22 protein-coding genes are annotated in these 21648 nt (G+C 72.8%); 15 read left to right on the forward strand and 7 right to left on the reverse strand.

What is annotated here, in order from left to right; all coding sequences use genetic code 11:
- Positions 1-77 precede the first annotated feature (77 nt).
- The 3 genes from ACQF4J_RS42315 to ACQF4J_RS42325 are packed head-to-tail and all read left to right on the forward strand — an operon-like array spanning position 78 to position 3996.
- Positions 78-764, forward strand: coding sequence for a FadR/GntR family transcriptional regulator (locus ACQF4J_RS42315; protein WP_385244410.1), 687 nt, complete (start codon positions 78-80; stop codon positions 762-764).
- Positions 761-2143, forward strand: coding sequence for a hypothetical protein (locus ACQF4J_RS42320; RefSeq protein ID WP_427168179.1), 1383 nt, complete (start codon positions 761-763; stop codon positions 2141-2143). The genes ACQF4J_RS42315 and ACQF4J_RS42320 overlap by 4 nt, the downstream gene beginning before the upstream one ends.
- On the forward strand, positions 2140-3996 hold the full coding sequence (locus ACQF4J_RS42325; protein WP_351805572.1) for a GMC family oxidoreductase: 1857 nt from the start codon (positions 2140-2142) through the stop codon (positions 3994-3996). Before ACQF4J_RS42320 ends, ACQF4J_RS42325 begins: the two co-directional genes overlap by 4 nt.
- Here the strand turns inward: ACQF4J_RS42325 and ACQF4J_RS42330 are convergent.
- Complete coding sequence (locus tag ACQF4J_RS42330; RefSeq protein ID WP_351805574.1) at positions 3951-4310, reverse strand: DUF488 domain-containing protein; 360 nt, start codon at positions 4308-4310, stop codon at positions 3951-3953. The two genes, ACQF4J_RS42325 and ACQF4J_RS42330, sit on opposite strands and share 46 nt — an antisense overlap.
- A gap of 223 nt (positions 4311-4533) precedes the next feature.
- On the opposite strand from ACQF4J_RS42330, the gene ACQF4J_RS42335 reads away from it, so the two are divergent.
- The 4 genes from ACQF4J_RS42335 to ACQF4J_RS42350 are packed head-to-tail and all read left to right on the forward strand — an operon-like array spanning position 4534 to position 9290.
- Positions 4534-5940, forward strand: a complete 1407-nt coding sequence (locus ACQF4J_RS42335) for a M1 family metallopeptidase (RefSeq protein ID WP_351584374.1) — start codon at positions 4534-4536, stop codon at positions 5938-5940.
- A 41-nt stretch (positions 5941-5981) separates the two neighbouring features.
- A complete protein-coding gene (locus ACQF4J_RS42340) occupies positions 5982-6743 on the forward strand; it encodes a L,D-transpeptidase family protein (RefSeq protein WP_351805576.1) in 762 nt (253 codons plus the stop codon).
- Positions 6744-6762: 19 nt separating this feature from the next.
- A complete protein-coding gene (locus ACQF4J_RS42345; protein WP_351584378.1) occupies positions 6763-7470 on the forward strand; it encodes a response regulator transcription factor in 708 nt (235 codons plus the stop codon).
- Positions 7467-9290 (forward strand): HAMP domain-containing sensor histidine kinase, encoded by a 1824-nt coding sequence (locus ACQF4J_RS42350; RefSeq protein ID WP_427168181.1) that lies wholly within the window; start codon positions 7467-7469, stop codon positions 9288-9290. The genes ACQF4J_RS42345 and ACQF4J_RS42350 overlap by 4 nt, the downstream gene beginning before the upstream one ends.
- A 12-nt stretch (positions 9291-9302) precedes the next feature.
- Here ACQF4J_RS42350 and ACQF4J_RS42355 read toward each other — a convergent pair whose 3' ends face one another.
- The gene (locus ACQF4J_RS42355) at positions 9303-9557 is read right to left on the reverse strand and encodes a WhiB family transcriptional regulator (RefSeq protein ID WP_351584383.1); all 255 of its coding nucleotides are present in this window, start codon (positions 9555-9557) and stop codon (positions 9303-9305) included.
- 110 nt (positions 9558-9667) lie between these two features.
- The gene (locus ACQF4J_RS42360; protein ID WP_351584385.1) at positions 9668-10882 is read right to left on the reverse strand and encodes a saccharopine dehydrogenase family protein; all 1215 of its coding nucleotides are present in this window, start codon (positions 10880-10882) and stop codon (positions 9668-9670) included.
- 115 nt (positions 10883-10997) lie between these two features.
- Between ACQF4J_RS42360 and ACQF4J_RS42365 the strand changes: the two genes are divergently transcribed.
- Positions 10998-11741 carry a TetR/AcrR family transcriptional regulator gene (locus ACQF4J_RS42365; protein WP_351584387.1) on the forward strand — a complete coding sequence of 248 codons (744 nt, stop codon included), beginning with the start codon at positions 10998-11000 and terminating at the stop codon, positions 11739-11741.
- On the opposite strand, the gene ACQF4J_RS42370 is transcribed toward ACQF4J_RS42365, so the two are convergent.
- Positions 11707-12615 (reverse strand): LysR family transcriptional regulator ArgP, encoded by a 909-nt coding sequence (locus tag ACQF4J_RS42370; protein ID WP_427168182.1) that lies wholly within the window; start codon positions 12613-12615, stop codon positions 11707-11709. The genes ACQF4J_RS42365 and ACQF4J_RS42370 overlap by 35 nt on opposite strands.
- A gap of 66 nt (positions 12616-12681) precedes the next feature.
- Here ACQF4J_RS42370 and ACQF4J_RS42375 point away from each other — a divergent pair, with 66 nt between their 5' ends.
- Positions 12682-13296, forward strand: coding sequence for a LysE/ArgO family amino acid transporter (locus tag ACQF4J_RS42375; RefSeq protein ID WP_427168183.1), 615 nt, complete (start codon positions 12682-12684; stop codon positions 13294-13296).
- Between the two features lie 130 nt (positions 13297-13426).
- Positions 13427-14725, forward strand: a complete 1299-nt coding sequence (locus ACQF4J_RS42380) for an MFS transporter (protein ID WP_427168184.1) — start codon at positions 13427-13429, stop codon at positions 14723-14725.
- A gap of 4 nt (positions 14726-14729) precedes the next feature.
- On the opposite strand, the gene ACQF4J_RS42385 is transcribed toward ACQF4J_RS42380, so the two are convergent.
- Entirely contained in the window at positions 14730-15185 is a 456-nt protein-coding gene (locus ACQF4J_RS42385; protein WP_351805582.1) for a cyclic nucleotide-binding domain-containing protein, read from the reverse strand.
- Between the two features lie 427 nt (positions 15186-15612).
- The gene (locus ACQF4J_RS42390; protein ID WP_351584397.1) at positions 15613-15834 is read right to left on the reverse strand and encodes a hypothetical protein; all 222 of its coding nucleotides are present in this window, start codon (positions 15832-15834) and stop codon (positions 15613-15615) included.
- A 231-nt stretch (positions 15835-16065) separates the two neighbouring features.
- Between ACQF4J_RS42390 and ACQF4J_RS42395 the strand changes: the two genes are divergently transcribed.
- The 5 genes from ACQF4J_RS42395 to ACQF4J_RS42415 all read left to right on the forward strand — a co-directional run bounded on the left by ACQF4J_RS42395 (position 16066) and on the right by ACQF4J_RS42415 (position 19348).
- Complete coding sequence (locus ACQF4J_RS42395) at positions 16066-16509, forward strand: ATP-binding protein (RefSeq protein ID WP_351805584.1); 444 nt, start codon at positions 16066-16068, stop codon at positions 16507-16509.
- 192 nt (positions 16510-16701) lie between these two features.
- The gene (locus tag ACQF4J_RS42400) at positions 16702-17559 is read left to right on the forward strand and encodes a SigB/SigF/SigG family RNA polymerase sigma factor (protein WP_351584401.1); all 858 of its coding nucleotides are present in this window, start codon (positions 16702-16704) and stop codon (positions 17557-17559) included.
- A gap of 30 nt (positions 17560-17589) precedes the next feature.
- Entirely contained in the window at positions 17590-17832 is a 243-nt protein-coding gene (locus ACQF4J_RS42405) for a DUF5133 domain-containing protein (protein ID WP_351805586.1), read from the forward strand.
- 216 nt (positions 17833-18048) lie between these two features.
- Positions 18049-18888 (forward strand): DUF1206 domain-containing protein, encoded by an 840-nt coding sequence (locus ACQF4J_RS42410; protein WP_427168185.1) that lies wholly within the window; start codon positions 18049-18051, stop codon positions 18886-18888.
- 28 nt (positions 18889-18916) lie between these two features.
- On the forward strand, positions 18917-19348 hold the full coding sequence (locus tag ACQF4J_RS42415) for a hypothetical protein (protein WP_272174743.1): 432 nt from the start codon (positions 18917-18919) through the stop codon (positions 19346-19348).
- A 7-nt stretch (positions 19349-19355) separates the two neighbouring features.
- Here the strand turns inward: ACQF4J_RS42415 and ACQF4J_RS42420 are convergent, their stop codons facing one another.
- Positions 19356-21596 carry an FUSC family protein gene (locus tag ACQF4J_RS42420; RefSeq protein WP_427168187.1) on the reverse strand — a complete coding sequence of 747 codons (2241 nt, stop codon included), beginning with the start codon at positions 21594-21596 and terminating at the stop codon, positions 19356-19358.
- Positions 21597-21648 lie beyond the last annotated feature (52 nt).

Genomic DNA, 21648 nt, shown 5'->3' on the forward strand with positions numbered 1-21648 from the left:
GCAGGGGGATTGACCCGCCCGCACTCCACTTGGTTGAGTGGCTCAGCCACTGAGCCACTGCACGTGAGGAGACAGCCGTGGAGGCACTGCCCCGCGAGACGATCGTGGACGTGCTCGAGGAGCGGTTGCGCGAGGACATCCTTGCCGGCCGGCATCCGGCGGGCAGCTATCTGCCACCGGAACGCCGGCTGGCCGACGGCTACGGCGTCACCCGCACCACCCTCAAACACGCCTTCGGCCGGCTGGTCCAGGCCGGACTCCTGGAGACCCGCCACGGCGTCGGCACCAAAGTCCTCGACTACGCCCGGCAGGGCGGCGCCGACCTGCTGCCGATGCTCGTCCGGCACGACCCGAAGTGGGTCCACGAGATCTTCGAGGTACGGCGCTCGATCGGCGCCCTGATCGCCGAGCGGGCCGCCGCGCGAGCCACCCGGGCCCAACACGCCGAACTGCGGCGCCTCTTGGAGGCCGTACGGGAGGCCGCCGACGCCGACGCCGTGCAGCTGGCCGACATCGAGGTGCACCGGGCCCTCGCCCGGGCGACCGGCAACCGCGTGTACGCGCTGCTGACCAACACCCTCTTCAAGGCCTACGTCCCCGTCCGAGCCGCCCTGCGCGGGCCCTTCACCGACGCCGAAGCCGCCCACCGGCGGCTCGTCCCGGTGGTGGACGCGGTGGTGTCGGGCGACGGCCGCCGGGCGCACGCCGCCGCCGACACCTATCTGCGGGACACCGAGCGGATCATGCTGGAGGGACTGGCATGAGGGGCACCCGGTTCACGGAGACCATGCTCGGCACGGTCCGGCTCGGCGCCACCGACCCCGTCCGCCGCATCCGCCTCGACCTGCGGGCCCGGGCCGAGGAGGTGCTGCGCCCGCACCGCACCGTCCGGGCCCGGATCGACGGCCGCGTCCGCGTCGCCGGACTGGCCGACGATCCGGGCGCCACCGGCGAGTTGGAGATCTCCCCGCTCGTCGGCCGCCGCATCCGCTACCGGCTCTCGTTCACCGCGCAGGGCCGCCGCCTCACCCTGGACGGCTGGAAGTCGGTGACCGCGCGGCACCCGGTGCGGTCGATGACGGTCCTGCCGTTCTCGCTGTACGAGGACGGCGCACAGGTGGGACAGGGCACCCTCCGCTTCCCCCTCGCGACCGGCCTCGCGCCCTTCCTGCTCAGTTTCCGCTTCCCCCGGCGGGAGGACTTCGCCGACCACCTCGCACCGCGCTGGGACGGCAGCCCCGGCCGCACCGAGGTCTGGTACACCACGCTGACCGACCCGGCCACCGGGACCGGCATCTGGCTGCACCACGAACTGGTCGCGCCCACCGACGGATCGGCGCCGGTGGCGCACGGCTGGGCGGCCGTCTTCCCACCGGAGGGCAAGGTCACCCACGCCCGCTTCGGCCCCGTTCCCTGGACCGGCCCCGCCCACGGGTTCGCGGCCGGTGACGTCGCGGCGGTCCCCGGGCGGCTGAGCGGCAGCGCCGGCGACCTCAGCTGGAACCTCTCCGAACAGCCCGTCGCGGAGCCCCTGTTCACCTTCCCCCGCTGGTCCTGGCGGCGCCCCCTGCTCCCCGCCGCCCACATGCTCCCGGCGGCCCGGGCCACCTACGACGGAACGTTCGCCGACCAGGACCGGACGCTCACCCTGCACGGCGCTCCCGGAGCCTCCGCCCGCATCCACGGCCACGGCAACGCCCGCCGCTGGGCCTGGCTGCACGCGGACCTCGGCGACGGCGGCGTGCTGGAAGTGGTCGCCGCCGTGTCGACCAGGCCCCTGCTGCGGCGGCTGCCCCCGCTGGTCTTCCTGCGCCTGAGGCACCGCGGCCGCACCTGGCCGCGCCGGGCGGAGCGCTCCGCGGTGGGCCTGCTCGGCATCGGACGCTTCCGCGCCGACATCGGTCTGCCCCGCTGGACGGTGACCGGCCGCACGCTGCTGCGCCGCGTCCGCGTCGACGTCACCCAGCCCGCCGAACGCACCCTCGCCCTGGACTACCGCGACCCGGACGGAGCCCCGGCGGTGTGCCGCAACAGCGAGAGCGCCGACGCGACGATCCTGCTGGAACGCTGGTGGGGGCGCTGGCGCACGGAGTCCGCCTGGACGCTGAGCGGGACCGCGCACGCCGAAGTGGGGGACCGGTGACGGCGCCCGGGCTGGTCGCCGCCCTGCTCGCCGACACCGGCGACGAAGCATGGCAGGCCCGTGTGCCCGGGCGGCTGGAGGCGTTCCTGTCCGCTCTGCCCGCGCCCGTGCGGACCGCGGTGCGCGCGGGTGCCGGCGTCGTGGACGCCTACGCCGTCCTGCACAGCGGACGTCGGCTGAGCGGCCTGACACCCGACGAGCGGCAGGCGGTCCTCGACTCGCTCGCCGCACGCCCCCGGCTCCTGCCGGCCCTCGACCTGCTGAAAATCCCCGTCCTGCTCGCCGCGGCCACCGAACGCACCCCGGCTGCACGGCCACGCGCCGCCACCGCCGACCCGCCCCTGGACTGCGTCCCGGCCGAGGAATGGCCGACCCGTGCCCGGGCCGACGCGGTCGTCGTGGGATCGGGCGCCGGTGGAGCGGTCGCCGCCCGCACCCTCGCTCGTGCCGGACTCGACGTGGTCGTCCTGGAAGAGGGGCAGCACCACACCACGGCGTCCTTCGGCGCCCGCGCACCACTGGAGCGCTTCACCGACCTGTACCGCGACGGCGGCGCGAGCGCGGCCCTGGGCGACCCGCCCCTCCTGCTGCCGGTCGGACGGGCCGTCGGCGGCACCACCGTCGTCAACTCCGGCACCTGCTACCGCACTCCGGACCACGTCGTCGACCGCTGGAGCAGCCGCCACGGCTTCCACCTCGCCGACGGACTCCCGGCCCGGCTCGACGAGATCGAACGCACCCTGCGCGTGGCCACCCAGCCCCTGGACGTCCTCGGCGCCAACGGTCTGCTGGCACTCGCCGGAGCCGAACGGCTCGGCTGGCGGGCCGGACCGCTGCGCCGCAACGCACCGGGCTGCAAGGGCTCCTGCCAGTGCGTGGTGGGCTGTCCCACCGGCGCGAAGCAGAGCGTCCAGCTCTCCGTGCTGCCCGACGCGTGCGCCGCGGGAGCGCGGATCGTCACCGGCGCCCGCGTGCTGCGCATCCTGCTCGACCGGGACGGCCCGGGCCCGCCACGGGCGGCGGGCGTCCGGGCGCGCCGGGCCGACGGCAGCGAACTGGAGATCCTCAGCCCCCTGGTCGTCACGGCCGCGGGCGCCCTGCAGACCCCACCGCTGCTGCGCCGCTCGGGCCTGGGCGGCCACCCGCGCCTGGGCCGCAACCTCAGCGTCCATCCCGCCACCAGCGTCGCGGGCCGCTTCGCCGAACCGGTCGACTCCTGGACGGGCGTTCTGCAGAGCGTGGGCATCGAGGAACTGCACGCCCGCGGCATCCTGATCGAGGCGACCGCGAGTCCGCCCGGCATGAGCAGCTTCGTGCTGCCCGGCCTGGGACGCTCCCTGCGCCGCGAACTGGAGACCGCCGACCGGCTCGCGGTCCTCGGCGCCATGATCGCCGACCGGCCGTCGGGCCGGGTGCACGGTCGCGACCGGACACTCGTGCGCTACCGCCTCGATCCCCGGGACGGCGCCCGGCTGATCACGGCCGTGCGCGCCATGGGCCGGATCCTCTTCGCGGCCGGCGCCCAGGAGGTCCTCACCGGAATCCCGCGCGCACCACGGGCCCGCACTCCCGCCCAGATGGACGCCCTGCTCGACACGGTCACCCCGCGCGATCTGCACCTGTCGGCCTTCCACCCCACCGGCACGGTCGCCGCCGGCGGTGATCCGCAGCGGGCCCCGGCCGACCCCGAGGGGCGGTTGCGGGGCGTGCGCGGCGTCCTCGTCGTGGACGCCTCCGTGCTGCCGGGCTGCCCGGAGGTGAACCCCCAGCTGAGCATCATGGCGGCCGCACTGGCCGTCACGGAGAACTACCTGGAACGGGAGGTGAGCACGCGGACCAGCACGGCGGCGTGACTGTGCTCGGGGTCCTTGGCGGAGGTCAGCAGCGTCACCGCCCCCTCCTCCGACAACTCCCGCACGTGATCGAGGAGTTCCGCGGCCTCAAGGGCCTCCAGCTCCGCCTCGTACCGGCTGCCGAACTCCTCGTAGGAGCCTTCGCCCGCGTGGTACCAGCGGCGCAGTTCGGTCGACGGCGTCAGGGCCTTGGGCCACTCGTCGATGTGCGCCGCGTCCTTGGACAGGCCGCGCGGCCACAACCGGTCGACCAGGACACGGACGCCGTCGTCCGGCTCGGGGGGTTCGTAGACACGGCGCAGACGAACGCTCACTTCGGCCTCTTTCTCCGTGGCGGTGGGTGATTTCGAGCGTAATCGGGGAGCGCGGGGTGACCCTGTGTGACTTGGCCGAATGGAGGAGGAAACCGGGCGGCCCGGCACCCAGGGCCTGTCGTCACATTCCCGCCTGGCCCGCCCTCCGGGCGGACGACGGGAATGTGACGACAGGCCCTAACCTGGGGCGGATTCGTCACTCGCCACCCCCCAAGGAGCGCATGTGAGCCAGACCCGCCGACAGGCCGTCAGACGTACCACCGTGACCACCCTGACGGTCCCCGTCGCCGTCGCGGCCCTGCTGGTCGGCGCCGGAACGGCGGTCGCCGACACCGCCGGCACCTCCGGCGTCGGCGACCCGTACTTCCCGCTCGCCGGCAACGGCGGCTACCACGTCGAGCACTACGACCTGACGCTCCGTTACGACACCGGAAGCCGCCACCTGGACGGCACGGCGGTCGTCACCGCCCGCGCCACCCAGCGCCTGACCCGCTTCGACCTGGACTTCAAGGGACTGAAGGTCACCGGTCTGACGGTCGACCGCGACGCCGCCCGCTTCCGTCGCGACGGCCAGGAACTCGTCGTCACCCCGCGCCGGACCCTCCACCCGGGCCAGGAGTTCCGCGTCAAGGTCACCTACAGCGGCGTCCCCAAGAAGGTCACCGACCCCGACGGTTCGGCGGACGGCTGGATCGCCACCGACGACGGCGCCTTCGTCGCCGGTGAGCCGCAGGGCGCCATGACCTGGTTCCCGGCGAACAACCACCCCAAGGACAAGTCGTCCTACGACATCACGATCACCGTCCCCAAGGGCCGCACCGCCGTCTCCAACGGAAGGCTGCTGAGCCGGCGCACCGCGCACGGGCGCACCACGTTCCACTGGCGCCAGACCGAACCCATGGCCGCCTACCTGGCCACCGCGACCGTCGGCAAGTTCAAGGTCGAGCAGTACACCACCCGCGACGGCCTGCACGTCTACAACGCCGTCGATCCGCGCGAGGCGGCCGCCGCCGCGCCCGTGCTGAAGCAACTTCCGGCCGTCCTGGAGTGGGAGAGCAAGCTCTTCGGGCCCTATCCGTTCCGCGACGCGGGCTCGATCGTCGACAAGGCGACCGTCGGCTACGCCCTGGAGACCCAGTCGCGTCCCCTGTACGACCAGGCACCCGACCTGGGCACGCTCGTCCACGAGAACGCCCACCAGTGGTTCGGCGACTCCGTCTCCCTGACCTCCTGGAAGGACATCTGGCTCAACGAGGGCTTCGCCACCTACGCCGGGTGGCTCTACAGCGAGCAGCACGGCGCCCCCACCGCGCAGAAGATCTTCGACAACCTCTACGCCCGCCCCGCGAGCGACAGCCTGTGGGCCTTCCCGCCCGGCGACCCCGGCAGCGGCAAGCACATCTTCGGCAACCCCGTCTACGCCCGCGGCGCCATGACCCTGCACGAACTGCGCAAGGCCGTCGGCGACCCGGTGTTCTTCCACATCCTGCGGGACTGGGCCGGGCGGCACCGGGGCGGCCACGGCACGACGGAGCAGTTCGTGAACCTCGCCCGACAGGAGTCCGGCAAGGACCTGAACAGCCTGTTCCAGACCTGGCTCTACGCGCCGGGCAAGCCGAACAAGGCCTAGTTCCTGACCAGTTCCTTACAAGTCTGCGCCAGGATGCGTTCATGATCACGCGCAGACACCATGTCGTCCTGCTCGCCGCATCCCTCCTGCTGACGGGATGCGGCGGCGGGGCCGTGGCCTCGCCGGGCCACCCCTCCGGCGCCGCCACGCCGGGGACGACATCCCCGGCCATGCCGGTCCCCGGCCCCTCCTCCGGGACGACCGCCGAGTCCGCCCCGAGCGGACTGCCCGGCCTGGGGCCCAAGACGCTGGCCGCGATACCCGCCGCGACCCGCCAGGCCGTCGTCATCACCGGCCGGGGCAGGAACTCCCCGCTGTCCACGCTCGTCCTGTACGAACGCACCGCCACCGGCTGGCAGGCCGGCGCCACCTGGCCCGCGCACAACGCCCTGCGCGGCTGGAGCGACCACCACCTGGCCGGTGACCTGCGCTCACCCATCGGCGTCTACGGCCTGACCGACGCGGGCGGCCTGCGGGCCGACCCCGGCACCCGGCTGCCGTACCACCACTCCTGGGGCTTCACCTCGCCCGGCACCGGCTTCGAGGGGGAGTCGCTCGCGGGCTCCTTCGACTACGTCGTCGCCATCAACTACAACCGTGAGCCCGGCACTTCGCCCCTCGACTGGACCCGTCCGCTCGGGGCGAAGCGCGGCGGCGGCGTATGGATCCACGTGGACCACGGCGGCCCCACCCACGGCTGCGTCAGTATCGCCGAACAGCACATGAAGGAGCTGCTGCGCGCCCTCGACCCCGGCCGCCACCCCGTCGTCGTGATGGGCGACGCGGACGCCCTCGCCCGCTGAGCGCCTAGGATTCCGCCGCGTGTGCGCACATGTGCTGGTCGCCGAGGACGACGAGATGCAGGCCGAACTGATACGCCGCTCCCTGCTGGCCGAGGGACACACGGCCACCGTCGTGCACGACGGTGCGGCGGCGCTGGACGCCGCCCGCCGGCTGAGGCCCGACCTCGTCGTCCTGGACCTGATGCTGCCCGTCGTCGACGGCTTCGGGGTGTGCCGGGTGCTGCGCGGCGCGGACCCCGACGGCGACGGCATCCCGGTGCTGATGCTGACCGCCCGCTCCGAGGAGGACGACGTCCTGCTGGGCCTGGAGCTGGGTGCGGACGACTACATGACCAAGCCCTACAGTCCGCGCGAGCTGATGGCCCGGATCCGCACGGTGCTGCGGCGCAGCGGGCGGACGGTGGGCGTGCGCGAGGATTCCGTGGTTCGCGCGGCCGGCCTCGCCGTCGACCCGGAGCGGCACGAGGTGCGCTGCGACGGCGAGCCCGTGGAGTGCACGCCGGCCGAGTTCCAGATCCTGCTGGCCATGGCCGGCGAGCCGGAACGGGTCTTCACCCGGCGGCAGTTGCTGCAGGCCACCCGCGGCTTCGACCGGTCCTCCACCGAGCGGGCCGTCGACGTGCACATCATGAACCTGCGCAAGAAGATAGAGGCCGACCCGCGCCGGCCGGTCCGGCTGCTGACGGTGTTCGGAGTGGGCTACAAGCTCAGCGGCGGCCGGCCGTGAAGCGCCGCATACCGCTGCGCAAACGCCTGCTGGTGCGGCTGCTGTTCGCCTCCGCCCTCATCGCGGTCTGCTCCGTGGCGGCCACGACCTGGCTGGCGGTGGAGACCACCACGCGCGCCCTGCGCGAGGAGCAGGGCCAGGATCTCGCCGACGACATGAAGATCCTGGCCGAGCTCAGCGGGTACGCCGCCACCCATCCCGACTGGAAGGGCGTGCAGTCCCTCGTCGACCGCCTCGCCACCCGGACGGGGCGGCGCATCGCCCTGACCACCACCGACCGCGCCCTCATCGCCGACTCGGCACGCAAGGGCACCGCCCTGCCGCTCGGTGCCGCCGCCACCGTCGACCCCCTGCACACCGACACCTACACCCAGTCCGGCGCACAGCTCAGGGGCGTCGACCCGCGCGCCGTGGGGCCGTACCGGCTCACGGCCGGCGAGCGCGCCGAACAGGACGCGCTGACCCGGAAACTCCGCCTCTGCTTCACCCGGTACGGCATCGACACGAAGATCGTGCACATTCCGAGCGGGCGGGCGGTGCTGCTCGATCCGGACGGCAAGGACGCTTCCCAGTCCCTGCCCGAGGAGTGCGGCTACGGCCTGAACACACCCGTCCGGACCGAGCGGAAGGCCCTGGACGCGTTGAGCGACGCCGCCCTCGCCTGCCTGCGCGAGAACGGCTGGGGCAAGGGCGCACGGCTGTACCTGTTCGTCAACCCGACCGGCAAGGACCCGCTGAGCCGCTACGTCATCGGAAAGTACGCCGGTACGGGCGACGTCAAGGACCTGAAGACCGTGCAGGCCTGTACCGACAACGCCCTGCGCGCCCAACTCGACCCGTACGTCGCCCCCGTGGCCGACCTGTACCTGGGCGGCGACGAGACGACCCCGCCCCGCTTCGACATGTCCCCGGCCAACAAGGCCAAGATCGTCGGTGTCGTCGGTCTGGTCCTCGCCGTCACCGTCGCGGTCACGGCCGTCGTCGCCACCCGGCTCGTCCGCCCGCTGAGGGCGCTCACGGCGGCCGCCCAGCAGCCCCCGGAGCTGCATGTACGGGTTCCGGTGACGACCCGGGACGAGACCGGCATCCTCGCGGAGGCCTTCAACGACCTCACCGAGCGCCGGGAACGACTGGAGGAGCAGCGCAAGGCGATGGTCAGCGACATCGCGCACGAACTGCGCAGCCCGCTCACCAACATCCGCGGCTGGCTGGAGGTCACCCGGGACGGCGTCGTCGACCCCGATCCCGCCCTGCTCGGCTCCCTGCACGAGGAGTCGCTGGTGCTCCAGCGCATCATCGACGATCTGCAGGACCTCGCCGCCGCCGACGCGGGCACTCTGCGCCTGCACCGGGAGCCGGTACGCGCCGAGGAACTCCTCGACCAGGTCGCCGCCGCGCACCGCGTCGCGGCCGGCGCCGCGGACGTCGAGGTGCGCACCGACGTGGAGGGCGATCCGTGGCTGGACGCCGACCCGGTGCGCATGCGGCAGGCGCTCGGCAACCTGGTCTCCAACGCCCTGCGGCACACCCCCGCGGGCGGCACGGTCACCGTGGCCGCCCGCCGTGACGGCGACGACGTCGTCTTCACCGTCACGGACACCGGCAGCGGCATCGCGGCCGACGATCTGCCGCATGTCTTCGAGCGGTTCTGGCGCGCGGAGAAGTCGCGCAGCAGACGCACCGGAGGCAGCGGCCTCGGGTTGCCGATCGTCCGCCACCTGGTCGCCGCGCACGGCGGAACGGCCACGGCGCAGAGCGAACCCGGCAGGGGAGCGGCGTTCACCCTCCGCCTGCCGGGAACCGAGACGCCCGGGCGCTGAGCACGCCCCCGGTCAGCCGTTGCGTGCGGCCGTGCGCCGACGCCTGCGCTGCAGGGCGCGTCGTTCGTTCTCGCCTGTGCCGCCCCACACACCCAGGATCTCCCCGTGATCCAGCGCCCATTCCAGGCACTGCTCCTGCACCGGGCAGCGGGCGCACACCGCCTTGGCCTGTGCTGTCTGCATCAACGCGGGGCCGGAGGTGCCGATCGGGAAGAACAGCTCGGGGTCCTCGTTGCGGCACGCGGCCTGGTCTCGCCAGTAGTCCATGAAAAAGTCACCTGCGATCGAGTCGTACGTGCCCTCGCGAATGGCTTACTCGTTTTCGGGTCACCTGTCGATGCGCATGTGAAACAAAGGAAGTTGTACGGAATCGGTGTTCATTCCTCGCGGATGCCCCACGGCGAGCCGTACGCCGTCAGCAGATCCAGGAACGGGCGGGCCGGAAACGCCTCCGGACCGAGGACGCCGGAGCCCGACCAGGCGCCGTCGGCGAGGAGTTCGAGGGCGACGACCGGGTTCACGGCGGTCTGCCAGACGACGGCCTGGCTGCCGTACTCCTTCATGGACCACTGGTTGTCGACCACGTGGTAGATGTACACCTCGCGGGGCGCCCCGTTCTTCGTGCCCCGGACCCAGGTGCCGGCGCAAGTCTTGCCGTGCATCCGCTCGCCGAGCGTCGCCGGGTCGGGCAGGCAGGCGGCGACGACGTCCCGGGGTGAGACGGCCACCGGTCCGGCCGGGCCCGGCACGGTCACCGGCGCGGTGCTGTCCAGGCCCAGCAGGTGCAGCGTCCTGAGCGTGTCGATGAACTCCTTGCCCAGGCCGTACTTGAAGGTCACGCGGCCGGCGTCGACCCACCGCGGGACGAGCAGCACCTCCTCGTGCTCCACGTTCACGCACTCGACGGGACCGATGCCCTCGGGGAAGTCGAAGACCTCCGGCTCGCTGAACGGCTCCGTGGTGAACCAGCCGCGCCCGGCCTCGTATACCACCGGCGGGTTGAGGCACTCCTCGATCGTGGTCCAGATGCTGAAGGACGGGGCGAAGTCGTAGCCGTCGACGGTGAGGTTCGCGCCGTCGCGCACGCCGATCTCCTCGATCTCGTCGAACAGCTCGTCGGCGGCGTACCGCGCGAAGACGTCCGACAGACCGGGCTCCACGCCCATGCCGACGAGGGCCAGCGCGCCGGCCTTCTCCCACTCCCCGGCCCGCGCGAACTGGTCGTCGCCGAGCTTGACCCCGCACTCGGTGTACGGGCGCTCGGGATGCGGGTGCGACAGCGACATCGCCATGTCGACATAGGTGGCGTCGGCGGCGCGGGCCGCCCGGAACAGCGGCATCACGAAACGCGGGTCGGTGGCGTTGAGCAGCACGTCACAGGCGTGCCGGCGCAGCAGTTCCGTCACCGCCGTCTCGTCGCTCGCGTCCACCTGCGCCGCGCCGAACCGGTCGTCGCCGACCGCGGCCACGGCCGCCTCGGCGCGTGCCGGATCGTAGTCGGCCACGACCATCGCGTCGAAGAACCGGCGGCGGGCCGCGATCCGGGTGATGGCGGTGCCGACGCCACCGGCGCCCACGAGCAGTACACGCATGACAAGCACTCCCTGTCGATCGGGGTCGAAGAAGGAGGGGCCCCGCCGCAGATACAACGCCCGGCGCTCCCGTAAGGTCAATGGCGTTGGCATAAGAGCGGAGAGGGGAGCGGCGATGCCCAAGGCCGTGGTGCCCGAGGAGAAGCGGCGCAGGCGCCGGCCCACCAAGAGCGGCACCGTGCTGTCCGAGCGGCTGATCGTGGAGACGGCGCTGCGGATGCTGCGCGAACACGGCAGCGCGGGCCTGACCGCCCGCCGCCTGGGCCTGGCCCTGGACGCCGACCCGAGCACGCTCTACCGCTACTTCCGCGGCATGGACGACCTCACGCTCGCCATCGGCGACGCCCTCATCGGGCAGGCCCTCGACGGCTGGCGGCCGACGGGAGGGTGGCGGGCGGACCTGCGCGCCGTCGGCCTGCGCATCCACGCCGCCTATGTCGCCCATCCGCAGGCGGCCGTGCTGACCACGAGCCGGGTCACCGGCCGGGCCAACGAACTGGCCGCCGACGAGACCGTCCTGGACATCCTGCGCACCGCGGGCTTCCCGCTCGCCGACACCGTGCGCATCTATCACGCCTTCATCGACCAGACCCTGGCCTTCGCCGCCCTCGACGCCGCCTCCCTGACCCTGCCGAGCGCCGCGCTGCGTGCCGACGAGGACATGTGGCGCTCCACCTACGCCCGCCTGCCCGCCGCGACCCATCCGCGCATCGCCGAGGCCGCCCCGCTGCTGAGCGCACGGATGGTCGACAGCGCCTATCCGACGGCGCTGGAGATGCTGCTGGACAGTGCCGCCGCGCGGCTGGAGGCGCTGGGGGACGGCCTCACGCGCGCAGTGCCTCCGCGGCCGCGCGGGTGACCGCCTCGGCCACCGTCGCGAGGGCGGGGGAGTCGAGTTTCCACTGCTGCCAGTACAGGGGGACGTCGAGCCAGCGTCCCGGCGCGAAGTCGACCAGGCGGCCGGCCCGCAGCAGCGGCTCGGCCTGCACCTCGGGCACCAGGCCCCAGCCCAGGCCCGCCGCCACCGACTGCGCGAACCCCTCGGAGGTGGGCACCAAGTGCCGTACCCGGCTCGCGCCCCCGGTGCCGTGCCGCAGCCGGCGGACGAAGGCGTCCTGCAGGTCGTCGCTGCGGTCGAAGGCCACCGTGGGCGCGGCGGCCAGTACGTCCCGCAGCGGCCCGTCGAGGTGCTCCCGGGCGAAGTCCGGGTTGGCCACCGGCAGGTAGCGCATCCGGCCCAGGGCCTGCACCGAGCATCCCGTGACGACCTCCGGCGACGAGGTCACCGCCGCCATCACCAGGCCCTCCCGCAGCAGGGACGCGGTGCGCGTCTCGTCCTCGCGGCGCAGCTCGAAGCAGAGCCGCGGCTCGTGCCGTACCCGGGTGAGCGCCGGCAGCAGCCAGGTGGCCAGCGAGTCGGCGTTCACGGCGATCGACACCCGGGTCGGCTCACCCGCCCCGCTCATCCCCAGCTCGGCCCGGGCGTCCCGCTCCAGCCGGGCGAGCTGCCGGGCGAACCGCACGACGACCTCGCCCGACTCCGTCGGCCGCACCGGTTTCGTGCGCATCAGCAGTACTCGTCCGGTGCGCTGCTCCAGCGCCTTGACCCGCTGGCTGACCGCCGACGGCGTCACGTGCAGCGCGGAGGCGGCCGCATCGAAGGTGCCCTCGTCCACCACCGCCAGCAGCGTGCGCACCTGGTCGAGCGGAAGCTCGGTCAGCTCCGTCTTCATATCCGCTAATGATACGTAAGAATCTTTAGCTGTACGCCGGGAGATCGCTTCCCTAGCGTCGATGTCATGACCAACGCCCTGACCGCCGCGGCCGCAGGATTCGGTACCGGCCTCTCGCTCATCGTCGCCATCGGCGCCCAGAACGCCTTCGTCCTCAGGCAGGGCATCCGCCGTGACGCCGTCCTCGCCGTGGTGGGCATCTGCGCGCTGTCCGACGCCGTTCTCATCGCCCTGGGCGTCGGGGGTGTCGGCGCCGTCGGGGTGGCGTACCCGCAGGCGCTGACGGCGGTCGGCTGGATCGGCGGCGCCTTCCTGCTCTGCTACGGCGCCCTGGCCGCCCGGCGGGTGTTCAGGCCGCAGGGCGCCCTGCGGACGGAGGGTGAGGCGACGGGCTCCCGCAGGCGGGCCGTGCTCACCTGTCTGGCGCTGACCTGGCTCAACCCACACGTCTACCTCGACACGGTGTTCCTGCTCGGCTCGATCGCCGCCCACCGTGGCGCGCTGCGCTGGACCTTCGGCCTCGGCGCCGTCCTCGCCAGCCTGTGCTGGTTCGCGGCGCTCGGCTTCGGCGGGCGGCTGCTCGGACGCGTGCTGGCCAGGCCGTCGGCCTGGCGGGTCCTGGACGGTCTCGTCGCCGCGACGATGATCGGCATCGGCGGCATGCTCCTCGTCAGGGCCTGACCGCCCTCCCGCCGAGACTGTCCGCCCGCCGAGACCGTCCGCCCGCTGAGACCGTGTGTCCCGAACTCCCGTCCGGTGCTGCGATAGTGAACCCTGCACCCGATAGATGTAGCGAGCAACCAGGAAGCCCGTGGACACCAGCGAGAGCAGCACCGAACCGCAGACGCCGGACCCCGTCGCGACCGACCCGCCCCGGCGCGGCTGGCGCCGCTGGGCCATGGACACCCGCCCGCTGCGCATCCCGGCCTACCGCAGGCTCTGGTCCTCCACGATCGTCACCGCGGTGGGCAGCCAGCTCACCGCGGTCGCCGTGCCGAAGCAGATCTACGACATCACCGGATCCTCGGCGTGGGTCGGCGCCGCGAGTCTCGCCGGTCTGCTCCCGCTGATCGTGTTCGCGCTGTGGGGCGGCGCCGTCGCCGACAGCATGGACCGCCGCAAGCTGCTGCTGATCACCAACACCGGTATCGCGGTCACCTCGCTGCTGTTCTGGCTCCAGGCCGTCACCGGGCTCGAGTCGGTGGCCGTGCTGATGGTGCTGCTGGCGATGCAGCAGGCCTTCTGGGGACTCAACGCGCCCGCCCGCAACGCCTCCATCGCCCGTCTCGTGCCCGAGGGCCAGCTGCCCGCCGCCAACGCCCTGGGCTCGACCGTCATGCAGACCGGCCAGGTCGTCGGCCCCCTCCTCGCCGGCGCCCTGATTCCCGTCATCGGCCTGCCGGAGCTGTACCTGATCGACGCGCTCGCGCTGTGCGTCACCGTGTGGGCGGTCTACAGGCTGCCGTCGCTGCCGCCGCTCGCGGGCGCCACGGCCCGGCGGGCCGGCGTGCGCGAGATCGCCGAGGGCTTCCGCTACATCTCCATGCACAAGGTGCTGCTGCTGTCCTTCCTCGCCGACATCATCGCGATGGTCTTCGGCATGCCCCGCGCCCTGTTCCCGCAGCTGGCCGCCGAGACCCACGGCTCCTACGGCGAAGGACTCGCCCTCGGCCTGCTGTTCGCGTCTATCCCCATCGGCGCCGTGCTCGGCGGCCTGTTCTCCGGCACCTTCTCCCGGGCCCGCCGGCACGGCGTGATGGTCATCGGCGCGGTCATCGCCTGGGGCCTGGCGATCACCGGCTTCGGACTGAGCGGCAACCTGTGGGTCGCGGCCGCCTGTCTCGCCGTGGCCGGCGTCGCCGACATGGTCTCGATGGTCTTCCGCGGTGCGATCCTGCTGTCCGCCGCCACCGACGAGATGCGCGGCCGTATGCAGGGCGTCTTCACGGTCGTCGTCGCGGGCGGTCCGCGGCTGGCCGACGTCCTGCACGGCACCGCGGGATCGGCCTTCGGCCCGCGCGCGGCCGTGGCGGGCGGCGGTCTGCTGGTCGTCGTGGTGATGCTGGCCCTGGCCGCCGCGGTGCCGGCGCTGCGCCGCTACCGGGTCTGAGGCGCTACAGGGCGCGCCGCCGCTGGGCGGTGTACTGCTCCATGAGCTTGCCCCGCGTCATCTCCAGCCGGTGCGCGAGGATCTCGGCCACGCTGCGCACCAGCACGATCCCCAGCTGCGGATCCTCCTCGCACAGCCGCAGCACCTGCGCCGCGTCGAACTCGTAGGCGCGCACCGGGCTGAACGCCTCGGCGCCGAAGTCCCACTCGTGCGGCGGGAACAGCCAGGACCAGCCGAGCAGATCGCCGGAGCCCAGACTCGCCACGGTCACCCGCTGCAGGGAGTTGACCCGCTGGTCGAGCGAGACCGCGCCCGAGCGGATGACCCAGAACCGGTCGGCCCGGCCCCCGGCCTCGAAGATCCGGGTGTCCTCCGGGAAGGAGACCTCCCTGGCGAGTGTCATCAGGCGCTGGCGTTGCGGCGGGGGAAGGGCGTTCAGCAGTTTGATGGCTTTGGTCATGGCGCGGGGCTCCTCGCCGGCGGGGGTCCGGTGTCTGCCTAAGCCCATTTCAGCCGCTGCAGGCGGCGAGAGCACCTCGGCGGACGGCGGCTTTCTTCCCCGATCGGCCCGAGGGCATGAAAAAGCCCTGGCTGGACGGGGGAGGCCAGCCAGGGCCGTAAGCGGTGATGTCGGAGGACGGTACGATCCACTCCGTCACCACGTATGAATGAACGATAAACCATTCAAGTGGGTTTGGCGTAGCGGAAACCGGGTCGAGTGACCTGTTTCACTCGGTGGGTTCCGCGTCGGCCACCACCACCTGTACTCGCCGGTGGTGGTCGACCAGGGCTTCCAGTACGGGTGCTCGGTGGTGATCAGCCGTCATGCGCACCGGGTTCCCTCGGCCGCGGGCGTTATCGGCGGGCCGGCCGGGACAGCGGGCCGGTCAGCTCCGCTCGCCGTGCTTCCCCGGGGTCAGGACCTCGTCCAGCACCCGCACCACCGCCTCGTACGCCAGCGCCCGCACCACGGCGTCGCGAGCCGGGTCGGGGTCGGCGGCCCCGAGGTCCTCCCGCCGGTCCCGCCAGGCCCGCTCCTCCTGCTGCGCGCAGGCCCGGGCGCGCTGGAGTCGGCGCAGCAGTTCGTCTGAGTCCACGACATCGGTCATTCGATCCCTGTACCCCTCTCGCGCCGCGCCATGGCCCGGATCGAGGTCCCGGCCGAGAGGTTTGGCAGGGCTTATGCAGGTGAGCCGAGAGAAGAGACCCTTGCCACGCAGCGCGAGAAGACCTTCCGTGACAGGGCGCGCACCCGCTGCGCCGAACGCGGGGCGGCGGGGACGGGCCGTGCCTTTCACCGATCCAGGAGTCAGATCCACCAGCCCACAGGGAGCCAGGCGATGTGCGAGAGGCGCACGACCGAATCAGCCTACGAATCGTCGGGTGCTCAGGGCTCGGGGCCGACGCGGCTGTGCAGGCCGGCCGAGGCGCGCCGGGCCGTGGAGCGGGCGGTGGCCGAGCGCTGCCGTATGACGCACACCTCGTGCGATCCGCAGGCCCTCGGCGACGCCGTGCTGGTCGCCTCGGAACTGACGTCCAACGCGATCCTGCACGGCGGCGGGGTCACGGACTTCCACGTCGACGTCGCCGGACCCTGTCTGTGCGTGTCGGTGAGCGACCGTAGCGACGAGGTACCGGTGGCCAGGCCCGCGGTCGACGCCCACGGGCGGTACCGGGTGGGCGGCCGCGGCTGGCCCATCGTGTGCCGGCTCGCCCGTGACGTGCGCGTGTCCGAGCTGCCGGCCGGCGGCAAGTGCATCACCGCCGTGGTCCCGCTGACCTGAGCGGAACCCCCGGTCACATTTATTTCGAGGAGCGGAGTTTGTTCCTCCGAGGGCAGGGCAGACGGAGGTTCGTGCTTCGGACCGGAGGCGCCCTGCGGGAGCGGTATGACCGCCCCGGGCCCTCCCATCGGTCCGGGTGGCGACCGACCCCGCGGTAAGTCCCTGAAACCCCTCGTTCAGGAGCCAATCCGCATGCTCATCGACACGTCGGCCAGCCGTCCCGTCACGCAGACCCCCCAGAGCGCCGCCGCGCGGCGCCACGACGACGCCCCCGACACGGCGGAGCTCTTCGCCCGCCTGGCCGTCCTGGAAGACGGCCCCGAGCGGGAGGCCGTGCGCGACGAACTCGTCACCGCCTGGCTCCCCATGGCCCACCGCATCGCCGGCCGCTTCCGCGACCGTGGCGAGTCGGTGGAGGACCTGCGCCAGGTCGCGGCCCTCGGCCTCGTCAAGGCCATCGACCGGTTCGACCCGGAGCGCGGGGCCTTCGAGAGTTACGCCGTGCCCACCATCACCGGTGAGGTCAAGCGGCACTTCCGGGACCGGATGTGGGCGCTGCGCGTGCCCCGCCGCGTCCAGGAACTGCGCAACAAGGTTCGCGTGGCCCGCCGCGAACTCACCCAGACGCCGGGCAGCCCCGAACCCACCGTCGCGGCCCTCGCCGCCCACACCGGGCTCACCGAGGACGAGGTCCAGTGCGGCCTGGAAGCCCTCGAAAGCTTCAGCACCCTGTCCCTGGACGCCGAACTCTCCGGCGACGACGACGGCTACAGCCTCGCGGACACTTTGGGCGCGCCCGACGCGTCGTACGACGTCGTGATCGACCGCGAGTCCGCCAAGGAGGGCCTGCGTCGCCTGCCCGAGCGCGAGCGCGCCATCCTCTACATGCGCTTCTTCGAGGACATGACACAAAGTCGGATCGCCGACCAGCTCGGCATCTCCCAGATGCACGTCTCCCGCCTCATCAGCCGGAGCTGCGCCCGGGTACGCGCCGAAGCCATGGGCCACAGCGGCCGCAAGGGCGGCGGAAGCGGGTGGAGCGCGGCCTGAGCCCATCGGAACCGAGAAGGAGCGAGAGCGATGCTGATCCCTCATCCCGCCCTTTTGCGCAAACTCGTGGAGGAGTACGAGGCCCTGCTGGCCGAGGAGGCCGAGACGGGCACCGGCTGGTCGAGTCCACGCGCGCAGGACCTGGCCTACACCCTGTGCGTGACGACGGGCACGCGTGACGTCAGACGGGCCCTGGAGACCGCCCACCGTCTTCTGGCGGCCGAGTCCATGGCACCTCGCCACCGGCCGACCGCCGCCCCCATGGCCGAGTGACCGCGACCCCCGCCCGACGGGGCGGGGAGGGCAGCAGGCGGCAGCCGCGCCCGTGGCGCGTCCCACACGCACACGGGCGCGGCTGCCGCCTTGTGCGGCGACACCTTCGGGGCGAGTGGATTCGGGGCGAGTGGATCCGCGCCCCGCACACGCGGGTCCCGAAGTGCTGGGCGTGCTCGCCCCGCGGCGGGGCATCCGGACGAACGGGAGGTGCACATGAACGCGAGTGCCATGGCGCGCTCCGGCCGCATCGAGGCCGAGCGGACGGCGCGGGGTTCGATGACGGAGGGCGCCGCACGGGCGGGGCTCACCGCGCGAGGAGTGATCTATCTGCTGGTCGGGGTGATCGCCCTGCAGATCGCCTTCGGCGACACACGCCGGCAGGCCGACCGCGGCGGAGCGGTCGCCGAACTGGCCCGCCAGCCGTTCGGCAAGTTCCTGCTGTGGGCGCTGGGTCTCGGGCTCGTCGGAATGGCCCTGTGGAGGCTGTCCGAAGCGGTCTTCGGAGCGGCGGGGGCCGACGGACGCAAGGCGCACAAGCGACTGCTCGCGCTGGGCCGCTGTGTCTTCTACTCGTTCGTCGCCTACTCCGTGCTGTCCTTCGCGGCCGGCCCGCACGGCAGCGGCAGCGGTTCCAGCGACGCCCGGTCCCGCGACATCACCGCGCGCATCATGCACTGGCCCGGCGGCCAGTGGCTCGTCGGCGTGGCCGGAGCCGGCGTCGTGGTGGCCGGCATATGGGTGGGCGTGCGCGCCATCCGGCGGGACTACCGGCGCAAGCTCAAGCAGGCCCGGATGCCCCGGTGGGCGAGCCGGCTGGTCGACATCACCGGTGTGGCCGGCGGCACCGCGCGCGGACTCGTCTTCGCCGTCGCCGGAGGCTTCGCCGTGCGCGCGGCCGTCGACTACCGGCCGGACCGGGCCAAGGGACTCGACGACACCCTGCGTTCCTTCGCCCACACCCCGCTGGGGCCGTGGCTGCTGGTCTGCGTCGCGGCGGGTTTCGTCCTCTTCGGAGTCTTCTCGTTCGCACTCGCCCGCTGGCGGCGGGTCTGACCCGCGCGATGCGGGGCACACGCACGAGATGAACGAATCCGAGTTCTCACCCGAGCACCGGCCCGTCGACATGTACCTCGGACTCCTGCGCAACCGGATGGACACGGACGACTACCGGCAGTTGCTCGACCTGGTCGAACCCGTCCTGCGGGCCATCGACCAGGAGCAGCTGCCCGCGCTGGACTTCGCGCTCGACGGCGAGCAGGCCGACGGCATGCCCCAGGAGGTCCGCGACGAGGCCGCCCTGGTCATCGCCGCGGCCGTCACCGGCAGGCTGGACAACGAGGTCGTCGAGATCCAGCTGGAGGAGACCGGCCCGGTCCGGGTGGTCACCGACGCGGACACCGCCTCGGACCCGGTACGGCTCGGCGAGATAGCCGACTTCATCCGGGAACGGCACCGTCAGAACGAGGAACTGCGCGGCATCGCCGAGGTCAGCGGTCTGCCCACCGACTTCTGACCGCGCTTCACCGCTTCGGCGCCGCCACGGGCACCTTCAGCGGCCGGGCCAGGCCCACCACGGCCTCGTCCAGCCGCTGAAGGTGCCTGAGCACCCGGTCGGTGATCCGCCCGTACCGGGAGACGCCCGGCAGCTCGGACTCCAGCAGGGACGCGATGCTCGCGCCCGTCTCGACCTGTGCCGAGGCCCTCTCGTCCGCGGCGCGCGCGGCGATCGCCGCGATGTTGTCCAGAATGCGCTGCCCGGCCCGGCGCAGCCGCGGGTCCGCCGCGATGGAGGGATGCGTGGGCAGCAGTTCGGCCATCGCGGCCAGGGAACGCGCGTGATACGCGCAGGTCTCCAGCAGGGCGACGACGTACCGGGCGGTGTTGCGGCGGGTCCGCAGCGGCGTGACCGGGTGCGTGAGCGGCTGGGTGGCGGCCCGCAGGTCGGCCAGCGCCTGGTCCAGATCCCGTGCCCGGTCCAGCAGATCGTCCGGCGGCCCGCCGCTGAGCTGGTCGATTGCCGCCTCCGTGACCTCGGCGAGCCGGTCCAGCACGGTGCCCAGCAGGTCGTTGGTACGGCGGTCGGTGTGCACCGGCAGCACGAACGCGGCGGCGATGATCCCGCAGGCCGCCCCGAGTGCCGTCTCCTCCACCCGCAGCACCAGCACCGACAGGCTGTAGGTGTGCAGCAGCGTGTAGAGCACGCCGAGGGCCGCCGTGACGAAGAACGACATCAGCGTGTACGACAGCGGTGCCGTGTAGAACATCGCGAACACGCACAGCAGCACCAGCGCGAACGCCGTCCAGGTGTGATGGCCCACCAGGCCGGCCAGGAGCAGCCCGGCCACGACGCCGAGCACCGTGCCCAGCAGCCGCCGGTAGCCCTTGACCAGGATCTCGCCCGTCGAGGCGGTGTTGATGAACACGATCCAGCAGGTCAGCACCGCCCAGTACCAGCGCTGGCTGGACAGGAACTCGCCGCCCACGATGGCCAGGGACGAGCCCACCGCGACCTGCACGGCGGCACGTGTGGTGGGCCGCTGCCACCCCGTGGCAGGGGCTTCGGCGGCCTCCTCGCCGCCGTCGATCGCCGCGTCCTCGGCGTCCAGTTCCTCGCGCGAGCGCGCCGTCGACGGGGAGTCGTCCGCCTCGTCCCGGGCCCCGCCGAGCGCGATCCGCAGCCCCAGCACCGCCCGGGCCGCCTCACCGACGCCCCGGAAGACGTCTTGGACGGCGGATGAGGCCTTCGGCAGGTTCTCCTCGTCCCGGTAGCCCAGCAGCCGGTTGCGCACCTGCGCCAGACCGGTCCCGGTGTCGGCCGATACCGGACGCAGCACCAGCATGCGCAGCGCCTCGAGGTCCCGGCGCAGTGTGGTGGTCGACTCCTCCCGCACCGGCAGCAGGCCGCCCTCCGGGGCCGGCGCGCCCGGCAGGTGCAGGGTGAGGGTGTCCGCCCGCTCGGCGCTGCGCGCGGTCAGCAGCAGCAGGCCCAGGCGCTCGGCGGCGATCTCGGCGTCCGCGATGCGGCGCTGCACCAGCCGGGCCACGGCCTCGTCGTCGGTGCCGTCCTCGAGCCGGCCCTGGATCATCATGGCCGTCTCGTGCAGCCGCGCGGTCCCGTCACGGACGTCCGCGAGGGCCCCGTCGATCTCCTCCGGACCGGCGTCGAGCAGCTCCAGCTGCGCGGTCACCAGCTGTGCCAGCCGGGCCCGGAAGGCCTCGCGCAGCCGGGCCAGGATGCCCGCCGGCGTCTCGGGCACGAGTACGAAACGCACCAGGGCACTGCTCGCGAACGCCACCGCGACCACCCCGTACAGCTGCGGCAGGGCCGAGACGGTGGCGCCGACGAACAGGGACATGAAGTAGACCTGGAAGCCGATCAGCCCGAGCGCGGTGCCGCGGTCGCCGAAGCGGCGGGCGTAGACGGCGCAGAAGATCAGCGCGACGAAGACGACGTCACCGCCCACGCGGGAGTTCAGGACCGCCGCCAGCGTCAGTGAGGCCAGGGCCACCGGAAGGCCGAGTGCCAGCGTCACGGCCTGCCGCGACCGCTGCTTCTCCCGGATGGCGAAGGTGGAGACCATCGCCGCGATGGCACCGGCCACCAGATGGCGTACGTCGGTTCCCACCAGGCCGAGCACGGCGAGCGTGAGGGCGATGGCCCCGACCGTCCGCAGGCCCGCGGCAAGGCGCAGCAGGCCCGGGTCGTTGGCAGCGACGAGATCGCGCAGACGCGCCCGGACCGACCCCACCGCTGCCCTCACGCCGCCGTACTCACTCCCGCTTCACCTCAAGATCCGTATCCAGCATGACACG

This window comes from Streptomyces sp. C1-1 (assembly GCF_050214755.1).
Taxonomy (GTDB): domain Bacteria; phylum Actinomycetota; class Actinomycetes; order Streptomycetales; family Streptomycetaceae; genus Streptomyces.